Source organism: Winslowiella iniecta (assembly GCF_001267535.1).
Lineage (GTDB): Bacteria > Pseudomonadota > Gammaproteobacteria > Enterobacterales > Enterobacteriaceae > Erwinia > Erwinia iniecta.
Map to the genome: position 1 here is coordinate 14,941 of NZ_JRXE01000027.1, position 15,653 is coordinate 30,593.

At 61.4% G+C, this 15,653-nt stretch carries 2 protein-coding genes; one reads left to right on the plus strand and one right to left on the minus strand.

The window, feature by feature from the left end; genetic code table 11:
- Positions 1–3: 3 nt before the first annotated feature.
- Complete coding sequence (locus NG42_RS17305) at positions 4–12,405, minus strand: hybrid non-ribosomal peptide synthetase/type I polyketide synthase (RefSeq protein ID WP_052901408.1); 12,402 nt, start codon at positions 12,403–12,405, stop codon at positions 4–6.
- Positions 12,406–12,690: 285 nt separating this feature from the next.
- On the opposite strand from NG42_RS17305, the gene NG42_RS17310 reads away from it, so the two are divergent.
- Positions 12,691–15,653: non-ribosomal peptide synthetase (locus NG42_RS17310; RefSeq protein WP_162231037.1), on the plus strand; the 2,963-nt coding region annotated here is incomplete at its 3' end.

Below are 15,653 nucleotides of genomic sequence, written 5' to 3' on the forward strand. Positions count from 1 at the left end.
GCATTAACGTTGACGTTGTTGACGGCGGCGCTGGCGCGCCTGGCGTCGTTCGCTGATATCGCTATGACCGGCACTGACCGGTTCTTCCTGATGCGCCAGCCAGTTGGCCAGCGCCTGCGCATTAGGGCGGTTGAACAGTTCGACCACCGGTAACTGCACGCCCAGCTGCTGTTGCAACGCCTGGCGCAGGCGGATCAGATGCAGCGAGGTGGCTCCGGCTTCAAAGAAGTTGCTGTGCGGCGGCACCGTTTCCAGCCCGGCGATCTGTTGCAGCTGCTGACAGATCATCGTCACCAGCGCGTCGCTGCCGTGCGGCGTGGGTTCCGCTACCTGCGGGGCCTCGGCGATGGCCATCTGCGGTTGCGGCCAGTGATAGTCCGGCAGTTGCTGCGCCAGATTCTGTTGCCACAGATCCTTGTCTTCCGCCAGCGCGCGCAGCAGGGCGCAGTAGTGGCTGAACATCTGTTCCGTCAGGCCGCTGGGGAACAGCGCATCGACACAGTCCCAGCTGAATACCAGCTCACCGCGCCGCTCCACCACCTGATGGTCAATCCATACCTGTGGCGTCTGACTGACGCTCCAGCCAAATTCGCCCAGCCAGTCGGCGGCGACGCTGCTGTCACTGCCGCTGGCATCAACGCCCAGCCCGCTGGTAAACACCACCGGCATCGCCATCGCATTGATGCCACCCCGGCGACGTGCCGCTTCGCGTAATACCCGCACCGCTGACACTTCGCTGTGGCTGAGGTCATCCCACAGCTGCTGTTGCAAAGCGCTTGCACGCGTCAGGAACGGCGCATCGCCGCGCATATCGCATGCCAGCAGGCTGAGAGAAGTGAAATCACCGACGACATACGGCAGTTCGTCATGGATTTCCGGGCGCTGGAACAGCGTCAGATTGAGGGTAAAGTGCGCATCGCGGCTCCAGTTTGCCAGCACCGTGCTCCATACCGTCAGCAGAAGCGCGTTTGGCGTAATGCTGGCGTCGGTGGCGCGCTCACGCAGCGCCTGCCATTGACTGGCGCTCAGGCGCGATTCGCGGCGGATAAACTGTGGCGACGGCTGCTGTTCCGGCTGGCTGACCAGGGGCAGTTGCGGCCCAGCGGGCAGCGCATCAAGCCTTTCCAGCCAGTAGTTCAGCGCCGCTTGCCAGCTGGCGCGTTGCGGCCACTGCTCCTGCGCCAGCACATAATCGCGGAAGCGAATCGTCAGCGGTGGCAGCTGGCTTTGTGGCTGGCGGGCCAGCTGCGCCCATTCCGACAGCAGCATCACCATGGAGCGGCCATCACAAATCAGGTTATCGAGGCTGATACACAGGCGAATGCGCTGCGGCGTAAGCTGCGCGGCCTGCACGGTAAACAGCGGCCACCGGCGGGTATCGTGCACCTCATGGCTGAGTGCCTGCCGGGTTTGCTGTTGCCACTGCTGGCACTGCGATGTGCTGGCGTTGCACAGATCCGCACACTGAATCGCGTAATCCGGCACCTGCGGCAATACCCGCTGATAACCCGCGTCATCAATCACCGCGCGCAGCATGTCATGCCGATCGATCAACCGTTGCCAGGCATTTTCCAGCGCGGCGTGGCTGAGGTTATCGACATCAATTTCCACATACAGATGGGTCGCGACGCCACCCAGCGTCAGACCATTCTGGCGACCAATCCAGTAAGCCTGCTGCACATCAGTCAGCGGGAAAGGCTGATAGCGTTGCGATTCATCGGCCTGCCAGCGTTGCTGTGCTTCTTGCCAGCGCGGTGCGGCAGCCACTTTTGCCGCAAAGTCGGCAAAGCGCGGCGTGATAAACAGATCGCGCAGAGCCACCTGACGCTGTAACTGATGGCGGATTTTCTCCACCAGCCGCACGGCAGTCAGGCTGTCGCCACCGGCTTCGAAGAAGTGCGCATCGGCGGCCGGAATTTCACCGCCGAGCAGCGCCGCCCACAGGCTGGCAAGACGGGCATCCGCGCCGTGCCACTGCGGAGCCGGTTGCGTGCTGCGCGGCTTGGTGCTGCTGTGCGGGCGTGGCAGCAGCGCGCGCGCCACTTTGCCGGTGGCGCTAAGCGGCAGTGCATCGAGGGTGATCAGCGTCTGCGGCACCATATAGCCCGGCAGCAGGGTGGCAAGGTAGTCGCTGACGCGCGACGGCGCGAATTGCCACAAACGTTCCGGCATCTGCGCCATCAGCAGATGCAGACCGCTGTGATCCCGTTGCGGCAGCGTCAGTGCGGCACTGTGCTGATAACCCTGTTGTTGCAGCTGTTGCTGCCATTGCGTCTCCGACAGCAGCGGCAGTGCCTGTGCGCGCCGCTGATCTTCCAGCTGGCTGTAACCGGCTTCCAGCAATGCCACGGTCGCCAGCTGGAAAGTGCTGTTACGGGTCATTTCCGGAGCCAGTAACCAGCCACCCGGGCGCAGCAGGGTGCTGATGCGCTGTAACAGACGGGGAATATTGCGGCTGCGGTGCAGGGCATTAAATGCCAGTACCAGGTCATAGTGATGGTGATGCAGTTCCTGCTGCGCCACCGGCTGTTCACTGTCAATTACCCTGAATTGCAGCGCATGATTGTCGCTGACGGTGAGGCGGTTTTGCGCCTGTTGCAGCAGCAAACGCGAGGCGTCGCTAAAGCAGTATTCCAGCGCCACGCCCGGCAACTGTGCCAGTAGCGCCTGAGTTGCCACGCCACTGCGGCCACCCAGTTCGAGGATGCGCGGCGCGCGTCCCAGTTGCTGCGCCAGTTGACCAATCACCGCCGCCAGCGCGGCAGTGATCGGCGCGCTCAGCGGGTTGGCCTGCGTCAGTTGTTCCGGCGACAGCGCATCGTCATCACTGTAGAACAGCTCCAGCGCATTCGCTTCACCACGCAGAATACGCAGCCGGTCAGCTGCGCCACCTTGCAGGCGCACCAGCGCGTCACGCGGTAAACCGATCTCTGCCGCTGTGGTCAGTAAGCTCTCCCACGACGGGATTTCCGCACGGCTTCGCTGCTGCCATTGTTGCGCCAGCGTGGCAAATTCAGCGGTCGGATTGAGCGCCTTGTCAGCGGCTTGCGCCAGCGTATCGGCAATCGCCCGATCGCCAAGATGATCGATCAGCGCCCAGAACTGCTGTAGCTGTGACTGAGCGGGTTGCTGTGGCTGTTGCGCCAGTTGCTGAGTGGCGTAGTCAATCAGCTGCTGACCGGCCTGCAAGCCGCTTTCGGCGCTCAGCTGCTGACTTAATGTCTGCGCATCCGCCTCCAGCACCAGCCAGGCCGCCAGCCGTTTTTCCCCGCGCGGATTGTCGAGGGTATCCACCACCGCATCGCGTATCGCCGGATGCTGTTGCAGCGCCGCTTCAATTTCACCCAGTTCAATACGGTTACCGGCAATTTTTACCTGATGATCGCGACGGCCAAGGAACTCCAGCGTGCCGTCAGGCCAGTAACGCGCCAGATCGCCGGTGCGATACAACCGCTGACCGCGATGCGTAATAAAGCTGGCGGCGGTGCGCTGCGGATCATTTTCATAGCCGATCGCCACGCCGCTGCCGGAAATATACAGGTCGCCGCTGACGTAATCCGGGCAGTCACGCAGCTGACTGTCCAGCACGTGATACGCCTGGTTGGTCAGCGGGTAGCCGTAAGGAATGGTTTTCCAGTGATCCGGCAGCGTGTCCACCACAAACCAGTTCGACCAGATAGAGGCTTCCGTTGCGCCGCCCATTGCCACTAACTGTGCGTGCGGCGCATGGTTTTTCAGCCGTTGCGGCAGATGCAGCGCTATCCAGTCACCACTCAGCAGCACGGTGCGTAAGCCGGACAGCGCCTGTGGATGATAATCCGCTTCCGCCAGCAGCAGGTCCAGCAGTGCCGGAACTGAGTTCCATACCGTGACATTGTCACGTTTGATCCACTCCAGCCAGCGCGCCGGGTCGCGGATCGCGTCCGGTTCCGGCAGCAACAGTGTGCCGCCTGCGGCGAAGGTGCCGAACATATCCCACACCGACAGATCGAACCACAGCGCCGACAGACCGAACACCACATCCGTGGCGGTGACGCCAAAGCGACGGTTGATATCCAGCACGGTATTGACCGCGCCGCGATGATCGATTAACACGCCTTTCGGCACGCCGGTCGACCCCGAGGTGTAGATCACATAGGCGGCGTCGTCGGGCTGGCGTGTCACCATCGGCAGCGCCAGCGCCGTTTCCGGCTGGCGGGCATCAACGCAAATGCAGTGGCCGTATGCGCTCAGCGCAGCCGTGTAGTCCGGCTGGGTCAGCAGTACGCGAATATCGCTGCCGCGCAGAATAGTTTGCAGACGCGCCGCCGGCGTATCCGCCGCCAGCGGCACATAGGCCGCGCCGACCAGGTGTATCGCCAGGCAGCTGGCCACCTGCGCTGCACCTTTATGCATCACCACCGCGACGCGATCGCCCGGTGCCACCTGCGCCGCCAGCAGCTGTGCCGCCACGCCCTGGCTCCAGCCTGCCAGCTGCTGGTAACTCCAGCGGCCTTCGGCGCTAATCAGCGCGGTGGCGTGCGGCTGGGTGGCCGCCCGGCTAAAGAACAGGCCGTCGAGAGTGCTGTCGCTGAGTGGGGCAGCAGTGGCGTTAATGGCCTGTCGCACCTGCTGCTGTGTCGCAGGCAGCAGCGCGGGCAGCGGCTGTTGCCACAGGTTGTCGTCCTGCGCCAGCTGTTGCAGTAACTGCGCATAGGCATCAAACATGGCATCCAGCACGCCCGGCTGGAACAGGTCGTCGACGGCATCCCAGTTATACACCAGCGCGCCATCCTGCTCGCTGGCCTGATGGTCCAGCCACACCTGCGGCGTCTGACTGATACCGTAGATAATCTCGCCAAGCGGGCTTTCCGCTGCGCCTTTGGTGGGATCGTTGACCCCCAGCTGGCTGGTAAATACCACCGGCATGCCGACTAACGCCTGCTGTTCACGGCCACGATTCCATTCACGCAGCACATCCACCGCGCTGAAGCTGCGATGTTGCAGACTGTCGAGCACTTCGCCATTCACCTGTGCGGCGCGTTCGGCAAAGCTGAGCGGCTGCTGATGATCGAGCGCCAGCAGGGTAACGGCGGTAAAGTCACCGACCATACGCGGCACATCCTGATGCCACGGCAGGCGGTCAAAAATGGTGAGATTCAGGCTGAAGGCAGACTCGCTGCTCCAGCTGGCCAGCACTTCGGAAAAGGCGGCGATTAACAGCGAAGCAGGCGTGACACCGTAACCTGCTGCCCGCGTACGCAGCGTTTGCCACTGCTCAGCCGCCAGCGTGCGCTGACGGCGGCTAAATTGCGGATGCACCTGCGTCAGGTTTTCGGCAATCAGCGGCAGTTGCGGTGCGGCGGGCAGCGTCGGCAGGCGTTGCAGCCAGTAGTCGCGGTCCTGCTGCCACTGTTGCAGACGCGCGCCTTCGCGTTGCTGTTTCGCCAGCACATAGTCGCGGAAACCGATGCTGAACGGCTGCAATCCGGCCTGGGTCAAGTCCCCGTCAGCACGGTACAGCGCGACCAGTTCATCCCATAAAATCTGGCTACTGGTGGCGTCATTGATCAGCATATCGATACTGATATGCAGTCGGCTGCCGCCGCCTGGCAGCAGCATGACGCGCAGATCGAACAGCGGCCAGCGGTCGGTGGGCAGCAACTGATGCGACAGGGTGTCGCGCCACTGTGTCGCCTGTTGCGCGGCCTGCTGCGGGCTGGCCTGCTGGAGATCGGCCACCGTTATCTGATACTCCGGCACCTCGGCCAGCACCTGCTGGCGGCCATCTTCGGCAATAATCAGCCGCAGCGCATCGTGGCGCTCAATCAGCTGATTCCAGCTGCGTTGCAGACGGGCGATATCCAGCGCCTGCGCGGCATCGGCTTCCAGATAAGCATGGCAGGCGACACCGCCTAACGGGTAGTGATCCTGGCGACCAATCCAGTAGGCATACTGTAATTCGGTTAGCGGGAATGGCGCATAGCGCTGAGCAGCATCATGGCTGACGGTCAGCCCGGTCGACGCCACCACGTTGTCTGACGATAAGGCCAGCTGTTCACTGAGCCAGGCGATTAACCGCGCCGGGGTGCTGTGTTCAAACAGCGCTTTCAGCGAACAGGCGATACCCAGCTCACTTTCACAGCGGCGCGAGAAATCCATCACCAGAATCGAGTCCATGCCGAGCGCCAGCAACTCACTGTCGGGCTGAATCGCGTGCGGCGCAATGCGCAGGGTGCGCGCCAGTTCGCTGCGCACAAAATCGTGAATCACCTGTTGTTGATCGGCATGGCTGAGCTGATGCAGATCGCGTCGTTGCAGAGTATTGACCGGCGATTCAGTGACATTTTGCTGTTGCAGACAGCGGCTGAACAGATGCACCGGACTGTAGAGCGCAAACAGCGGAACAAACTTTTGCCAGTCGATCTCGGCCGCCAGCCACACCGCCGGGAAATCGGCCGAGTGCATGTCGCCGGCAAACAGTTTATCCAGCGTCGCCAGATAACGCGCCGGAGACTGGCGCTGGATCCCGGCCATGCGCAGATACTGCAACAGTGATGCATCCACTTCCGACATACCGCTGCCGCCGCTCCACGGCCCCCACGAGATACTCAATGCGGCCAGACCCAAGTGGCGACGTTGGCGCATCAGGGCATCCTGCCAGGCGTTGGCCGCGCCATAGTGAATTTGCAGGCGCGAGCCCCAGACACCGGCAATCGACGTGAAGCAGACAAACCATTGCAGCGGCAGATCGCGGGTAAATTTATCCAGCAGTGCGGTACCGGTGATTTTAGCGCCGGCCACCGCCTGATAATCCTCGCGAGCGATCTGGTCGAGCGGATTAAAGCGACCGACACCCGCGCAGTGGAAGACGCCTGCCAGCGGGCGACCCAACTGTTTAATGCTGTCAAACAGCGCCGCGACGGAATCCTCGGCGGTAATATCGGTTTCGACGCAGGTCAGGGTAATGCCGCGACTGCGCCAGTGTTGCAGCCACGCCTGCAAATGGCGGCGCGGCGGCTGACGACCGGTCAACACCAGATGACGAGCGCCGTTGCGGATTAACCATTCGCTGATATGACGTCCGAGCGCGCCCCATGCGCCGACCACTAACACTGCCGCTTCGCCGTCAATGCGGAACGCTGCGCGTGGCGTCAGGACATGATCCTCTACCGGCGTCAGACACGGATGCAGCCACTGCTGGTCGCGCAGACATAAAGCATCTTCGTCGCTGAAACAGCTGCTGGCGCGCAGCACCGCATTGGCAAGTTGCCAGATGCCGATTTCCGCGTCGGTATCCAGCATCAGCCATTTACAGGCCGGGTATTCAATCGCCAGTGCGCGCGCCGCGCCCCATAACGCCGCCTGATCGGCATCGCAGATTTCCTGTTGCGGTGCCTGCGCCTGTCGGGTCAGCAACATCAGTTTTATCGACGCGTTGCGTTGCTGGATCTGTTGCAGCCAGCTGATTAACGTCCACACCGCGTCTTCACGCGGCGGCAGATACAGCGCCACATCGTGTTGCTGCCAGTGATCGGCCAGTTGCTGCACATCGTCACAATAAATGGATTCGACATTTTGCGCGGCGAAAGTATCCGCCAGATGATGGCAGCTGTTTTCATCCCCCAGCAGCCAGTAGCGACCCTCATTGCGTTGCGGCTGTGGCGTCTCAATCGCTTCCCATTGCTGAGTATAAAGTGCTACCGCTTCGGCGCTGCTGTGCACCGGCAACGGCTGCAACGGCAGCGGTTCGCGTGGCGCATCGCCATCGTAATCCAGCCAGTACGTCTGACGATGGAACGGATAGCGCGGCAAAGCGCGAGCCGGGAGCCGTGGGGCATTAAACGCCGTGCAGGTCGGGTTTTCCCAGGCGAAATTCACCCCATGCAGATAAAGATCCCGTTGCGCTTCACGCAGCGTGGCAAGCTGCGGGCTGTTGCGGCGCTGGCTGGCGACCACGCTGACCGGATGCGGCAGACTTTCTGTATTTAACTGTCGCTGCGCCAGTGCAGTGAGAATCGCGTGCGGGCCGATTTCCAGTAACAGATCGCACTGCTGCGCTGCGGCGGACACCGCCTGATGAAAGCGTACCGACTGGCGGGCGTGCTGACGCCAGTAGTCGGCGTCCGGTGCCGTGGTCAGCAGGCTGCCGGAAAGGGTGGAAATTAACGGGATGGTGGGTGCGACGGTGGCAATCGTGGCGCAATGCCGCTGCCAGTCATCGAGCATCGGATCCAGTAACGGTGAATGGAAAGCATGAGAAACCGTCAGCGGACGAGCGCTGACAGATTTCTGTTCCAGCTGCTTGCGTAGCGTGTCGAGGACGCTTAATGTCCCGGCCAGAACGGTATCTTCGGCACCGTTTAACGCGGCGATGGCGACCTGGGCGCGTTCGGCTGCGGGCAATGCGTCGAGGGTAGGTTGCAGAGCATCGGCACTCAGCCTGACCGCCAGCATACCGCCGCCCGCCGGTAACGCCTGCATCAGTGCACCGCGCCGGACGATCATGCGCGCGGCATCCTCCAGACTCAGCGAACCGGCAATGACCAGCGCGGCGAATTCACCAATCGAGTGGCCGAGCAGCACCACCGGCTGAACGTCATAGCTCTGCCACAGGCGTGCCAGCGCATAGCCGACGGCAAACAGCGCCGGTTGCGTGATGGCGGTCTGATTGAGCCGTTCTGCTTCGTCACCCGCAATCAGCGCCAGCAGGGATTCGCCCAGCCACGGCGCAATTGCCGCTTCCGCCTCATCGAGCGCCGCGCGGAAGGCGGGTTCCTGCTGATACAGTTCGCGCGTCATACCCCTGTATTGCGCGCCCTGGCCGGTAAACATAAAGCCGACCCGTGGCGCGCTGCTTACCGCCTCGCCAATGGCGACTTCGCGCAGTGCCGCCCGCAGTGCTTTGCTGTCGCTGGCGACCAGCGCCAGCCGTAGCGGATGATGTTCACGCGTTTGCGCCAGACTGGCGGCGACTGACGCCAGCGGCAGGGCATTGTCCAGCTGTGTTATCCACTGCCGGCGCAGCTGTTGCAGCGACGCTTCACTGCGCGCCGACAGCATAAACAGCTGTGGCTGATTAGTGTTGGTTAATGCCGGTTCATTGCGCGGCGGTGCCTGTTCCAGCACCACATGCGCCAGCGTACCGGCAAAACCGTAGGAGGTCACGCCAGCACGGCGCGGCTGGGCGCGCTGCGGCCAGTTTTCCGCCTGCTGGGGCAACCGTGCCGGGATCAGATCGAGATCGATCAGCGGGTTCAGCTGATTCATACCGATATGCGGAGGAATAACCCCGTGCTCCAGCGCCAGTACCGCTTTGACCACCCCGGATGCGCCTGCGGCCGCTTCGAGGTGACCAATATTCGCTTTGACTGAGCCGAGCCACAGCGGTGCGGCGGCCTGACGATGGCGGAACACCTCAGCCACTGACTGATACTCAATCGGATCGCCAAGGCGGGTGCCGGTGCCGTGCAGTTCAAGATAATCGATATCGTCGGGCTGCAATCCGGCGCGATTCAGTACCCGTTGCAGCAGGCGGCGCTGCGCGTCGCCGTTCGGCGCAGACAAGCTGCTGCTGGCGCCATCCTGACGCACCAGGCTGCCGCGAATCACCGCACGGATAGTGTCGCCATCCGCTTCGGCCAGCGACAGCGGTTTTAGCAGAAATGCCACGCAGCCTTCACCGCGCACATAGCCGTCGGCGCTGGCATCAAAGGTTTTGCACTGACCGTCGGCGGCCAGCATGCCGGCTTTATGCAGCACCTGGTCCACTTCCGGCAGCAGTTGCAACTTAACGCCAGCGGCCATCGCCATATCGCATTCACCGAGTCGTATTGCCTGACACGCCATATGAAGCGCGCTGTGTGCCGATGAACAGGCGGTATCCACCGCCACCGACGGGCCTTCCCAGCCGTAAAAATAGGAGAGACGGCCACAGGCGGCGGCAAAGGAGTTGCCGGTACCGTAATAGGCATCAAGATGCGCGCTGTCGCCGGTGATAAAGGGAATATGGGCGTAGTCGCCGGTGCCGATGCCGACATACACGCCGACATCGGCGCCATGCAGTGTCGAAGGGCGAACACCGGCATCCTCCAGCGCATGCCAGCTGACTTCCAGCAACAGACGCTGCTGCGGATCGGTATTGATGGCCTCACGCGGCGACATGCCAAAGAAAGCGGCATCAAAATCCGCCGGGCGATTCAGGAACGCGCCAAAGCCGGGGATCTCCTCGTTACTGCGAAAACGCTCGGCGGGCATCGGGCGGATTGCTGACGCGCCAGCCAGCAACAGCTGCCAGAACTGCTGGTCGGTTTGCGCCTCCTCGCCATCACTGCCCGGCAGGCGAAAGGCCATCCCGATAATCGCCACCGGTTCATCGACGGCGGCACGCAGCGGTTCGGGTGCGGCTCCGCTCTGCGGCTGTTGCAGCGCGTGAATACGCGTTGCCAGCGCCTGTGCGGCAGGGTTGTCAAACAGCGCACTTTCAGCGATATCAATCTGCCAGTGCTGGCGAATCCTGGCCAGCAGACTGGCGGCTGTCACCGAATCAAGGCCATAGCTAAACAGCGACTGTTGCGGATCGATATTGCGGGCGGTAACGGTGCCGAGCAGTTCTGCTGCCTGCTGGCAGATCCAGCTAACCAGCTCGCTTGCGGACGCCGTGCCCGGCTGCGGGCGGGAGGTTTCCTGCCACAGCGAGTGCAGTTGTTGCTGTTGCCACGCTTCACTGACGGCGCGGCGGCGCACTTTGCCACTGGTGGTGCGTAACAGCGTGCCTTTGCGAATCGGCACCACTTGCCAGACCGCCAGCTGATGCTGGTCAGCCACCGCCTGTCGTACTGCCGCGACCAGCTGCTGCATGGCACTGTCGTCGGCGCGCCGGGCTTCCAGCACCACCACCAGCCGCTCTTCATCGTCGTACTGACAGGCAAAAGCCGCTGCGCCATCCACCACCGCCAACGGGTGAGCTGCCACCGCGCTGGTTTCGATATCATTGGGATAGTGGCACTGGCCACGCACAATCAGCACATCTTTCAGCCGACCGGTAATAAATAACTGACCCTGATGAAGAAAACCGAGATCGCCGGTCCGCAGATAGCGGCGGTCACTGTCATCCTGCGCCAGCCGGGCGGAGAAGGTCTCCAGGCTCTGCTGTTCACGTTGCCAGTAGCCTTGCGCCACCGCCGCGCCGCTGAGCCAGATTTCCCCGGCCTTGCCGTCGGGCTGCGGCTGCAACGTGTCCGGGTCGACAATGCGCAGATCCTGTCCACCAAATTCATTGCCACAGCCAACATAACGGCGGGTGTGGTTGCTGGCATGTTCCGCGACCTCCACCTGGTTGTGCAGCAGCGCGGCTTTATCAATATCCAGATACACCGGTTCGCTGGCGCTGTTGCCTGCGGCGATCAGTGTGGCTTCGGCCAGGCCGTAAGAGGGTTTTAGTGCGTCGCGGCGTAATCCGCAGGCTTTAAAACAGTGCCAGAAGGCTTCCAGATGCTGTGCGGAAACCGGCTCGGCGGAGGGAACCAGACTGACCACCGAAGAGAGATCCCAGTGGGCAATGCGCTGCGGCTGTTCACGCGCGGCTTCGGTACAGCGTTGCAGGGCGAAATTCGGGCAGGGCAATACCGTGCCGCGATAGTGATGCGCCAGTTCCAGCCAGCGCAGCGGATCTTTCACAAAGGCAGCGGGCGGGAAATAGACCGCAGTATTGCCATACAGCAGCGGCGACAGGATCCCCATAATCAGACCCAGATCGTGGTACAGCGGCAGCCAGCTGACCACCACCGTTTTCTCTGCTGGCAGCGTCAGGCAGGCAAGAAACTCAAGGTTTGCCAGCAGGTTACGGTGGCAGTTGATCACCCCTTTGGGCTGTCCGGTTGAACCCGAGGTGTACTGCAAAAAGGCAAGGGTATCGCCATCAATCGCCGGTGGCTGCCAGCGCTGTTGCCAGCTTTGCTCATCGTCACACTCGGTCTGCATCACCACCAACTGGTGCTGCTCTGCAAACTGGCTTAGCGCGTCGCCGGAGGCAGCGATAATTTCCTCGCCGGTCAACATCACGGCGGGCTGACAGTCTGCGGTAATCGCATCCAGTTTGCTCAGTACCCGCTTAACGCGCGATGGCCCGGATAAATTGACCGGTACGGCAATCACGCCAGCGTAAAAACAGGCCAGCAGGGTGGTGACGTAATCCACGCCGGAGGGATAGAGAATCAGCGCGGCCGTGCCTGGTGGATAGTGTTGCTGCAATCTGGCGGCCAATGCGCGCGATCGTGCGGCGATCATCCCAAACGTTAAAATCTGTTCCGTGCCGTCGTGGGCATGAAAACGCAGGGCGGGGAAATCACATTGCTGGTGGGCATGAAATTCAATGCCGTCAACCAGCGTGGCGAAGCGATTCAACGCAGGGTGATGCGATGCCATTTTACTTAAACCTCAAACAGTTAGATGTCTGTGAAATTAAGCATCGCCCACAATGTCCAGTTTAAAATGGTCTGTCAGACCCGAGATGCGCACTCCCGCGCATCAAGCTAACCCACTGCTTTTGTGTTGTTTTTTTAGTCAAACTTTCGCTTGCCACCGTAATAAAAATAATTATCATTTGCAATAACATCTAATAAATAGTTGATTAATGCATAACGCGCTACCCATCCGAAATGGCGGGTGAAATCGGCTAAGGGAAGTGTTTATTACGTAACAGGAGCCGCGGTGAATTCAGATAAAAATCAGATTAATGCGCTACCGGACCCACTGGCGGCACTGGCAGCCAGTGAACAGTGCCATGTGCTGGATATGGCAGCAGGCGAACTGCTTGAAGCCTGCGCGCTACGCCAGCAGTTACGTCAGCGGGCGGCACGCTACACCGTGGCGGTGGATTCAAGGATCGAGCAGATCACCCGCCGCAAAAGCCAGCCGGATATCGACTGGCAGCATCTGGATATCAGCAATGACCTGTCGCGTCGTCGCTTTAGCCAACCCGGTTTTGATCTGGTGCTGCTCAGTTCGCCGCCCGCCGAACCGGAACTGTGGTATCCGCTACTGAAACCCGGCGGCTGGTTGCTTTCCGGCCAGCAACCCCACTGGCAAAGCTGGCAATACCAGCCTGAAGATCCGGCGACCCGGCCTTTTCCACTGACCGATATTCAGCATGCTTACTGGATTGGTCGCAGCCAGTCACTGGCGCTGGGCGGCGTCTCCTGCCATGTCTATTTTGAGTGGCAAATTGAGAATTTCGATTTGCAGCGCTTTGAAGCCGCGTGGAATCGCGTCATTGCCCGTCATGGCATGATGCGCGCCTGTGTCGATGAGCAGGGAATGCAGCGTATTCTGGCGACGGTGCCGCATTATCAGATTGCCACTGACGATCTGACTGACGTGACGCCGTCACATAAAAATCAGCAGCTGGCCGCTACTCGTCAGCGCATGTGCCAACAGGTGCTGGATGCCAGCCAGTGGCCGCTGTTTGAGCTGCGCGCCAGTCGGGAAAGTGCCGACGTTTGCCGTGTGCATCTCGATCTCGATCTGCTGACGTTTGACGTGCAGAGTTTTCATATCGTGCTGGCGGAACTGGAGCGCTTTTACCATCAGCCCGATTTGGTGATGCCGGATATTCACTACAGTTTTCGCGATTATCAACTGGCCGAAGCGCAGGCCAGAGCGAAGTCGGAATATGCCCGCGACCGCGAGTGGTGGCTGGCACGTATCGATCAACTGCATCCGGCACCGCAGCTGCCGCTGGCCTGCCAGCCCGCCGAGGTGGTACAGCCGCAGTTTCGCCGTTTGCAGCGGCGAATCGCGCCGCAGCGCTGGCAGCGGTTGTCGCAGCGGGCGGCCAGCGCCGGGATTACGCCGTCGGCGATGCTGCTGGCGGCTTTCAGCGAATTGCTGACGTTGTGGTGTGAAGAGCCGCGCTTTAGCTTAAACCTGACCCATTTTAACCGTCGGCCTTATCACCCGGATGTGGCGCAACTGGTGGGCGATTTCACCTCGGTACTGTTGCTGAGCGTTGATTGCAGCGAGCCGCAACCGTTTCAGCAACGCGCCGCCGGACTCCAGCAAATGCTGTGGGAGCGACTGGCGCACAGCCATTTTGGCGGCGTGGATGTGCTGCGCGAGCTGGCGAAACGTCAGGGAATGGCGGACAGCAGCGCGATGCCAATTGTGTTTACCAGTCTGCTGGGGATGGATCTCGACACGCTGGTGGCCGGTGCCGATCTGTTAGGCGAACCGCAATATCTTTATACCGCCACGCCGCAGGTGTGGCTCGATCATCAGGTGATGGTGCGCAAAGGCAGCCTGGAATATAACTGGATTGTGATCGATAACCTGTTTCCGCCGGGGATGATCGACGCGATGTTCCGCGCTTATGGTGCGCTGCTGGACCGCCTGACCGATGATGCCACTCTCTGGCAGCAGCCGGTGGCGTTGCCGCTGCCGGTCGATCAACAGCAGATCCGCACCGCGGTCAACCGCACGCAGAAAAATCTGCCGCTGGCGACGCTGCATGCCGGTTTCTTTGAGCAAGCCGCGCGGCGGCCACAGGCGATTGCGCTGATTGCCGCTGGCGAACAGTGGTCTTATCAGCAACTGGCGCAGCAGGCACGGCAAGTCGCCGCCCGGCTTAATCAGCTGGACTGTCGCGATCGGCCAGTAATGGTTTCCCTTGCCAAAGGTGCGCCGCAAATTATCGCCGCGCTTGGCGTGATGGCAGCCGGTGCCATACTGGTTCCTGCCGCCAGCGACTGGCCACTGGCGCGTCTGCATCAGGTTATCGCGCAGTCGCAGGCGGTGGCGTTAATTGCCGGGCCAGACCGTCTGGCGCAATGCCCGATGATAACCGGTGTTGCGCTGGATAATCTGCCGCCCGCTGCCGAGCGCGTGGCATATCCGCCGCTGACGCAGACCGCCTATATCATCTATACCTCCGGCTCTACCGGCGAACCGAAAGGGGTGGCGATGCAGCATGCTGCCACCGCCAATACCCTCGCCGATATTGGTGAACGACTTAATTTATCCGCGGATGATCGGGTCTTTGGCCTCTCCTCACTCAGTTTCGACCTGGCGATCTTTGATCTGTTCGCCACGCTGGCGGCGGGCGCGACGCTGGTGTTGCCGGAGCAACAGGGAATGCGTGATGCCGCGCATTGGTTAACGCTGTTACAGCAACACCAGGTGACCTGCTGGAATTCGGTGCCGTCGCTGATGGCGATGCTGGTCGAGCAGGCGCGGGCGCAGCAGCAACCACTGCCTGCGCTGCGCCATATCCTGTTATCCGGTGACTGGATCGGCTGCGATCTGGCGGCCAGTATCCCGCACATTGCGCCGAACGCGCGACTTATTGCGTTGGGCGGTGCCACCGAAGCGGCGATTTGGTCCAACTGGTTTGAAGTGAAGCATATTGAGCCACACTGGCATGCGGTGCCCTATGGTTTTCCGCTGGCGAATCAGCGCTATTACATTGTCGATGCGCAGGGACGGGATCGTCCGGCAGGCGTGGCGGGCGAGTTGCTGATTGGCGGTGACGGGCTGGCAAGCGGCTACTGGCGTGATGCGCAGCGCAGTGCGGCGGCATTTATTCAGCATCCGGTCAGCCAGCAGCGACTGTATCGCACCGGCGATCTGGCGCGTTATGACGATACGGGCTGTATCGAGTTTCTCGGGCGTCGTGATGC

Excerpts from the sequence above, each read along its gene's own strand:
- NG42_RS17305 (WP_052901408.1), bottom strand. The coding sequence starts at position 12,405 with ATGGCATCGCATCACCCTGCGTTGAATCGCTTCGCCACGCTGGTTGAC.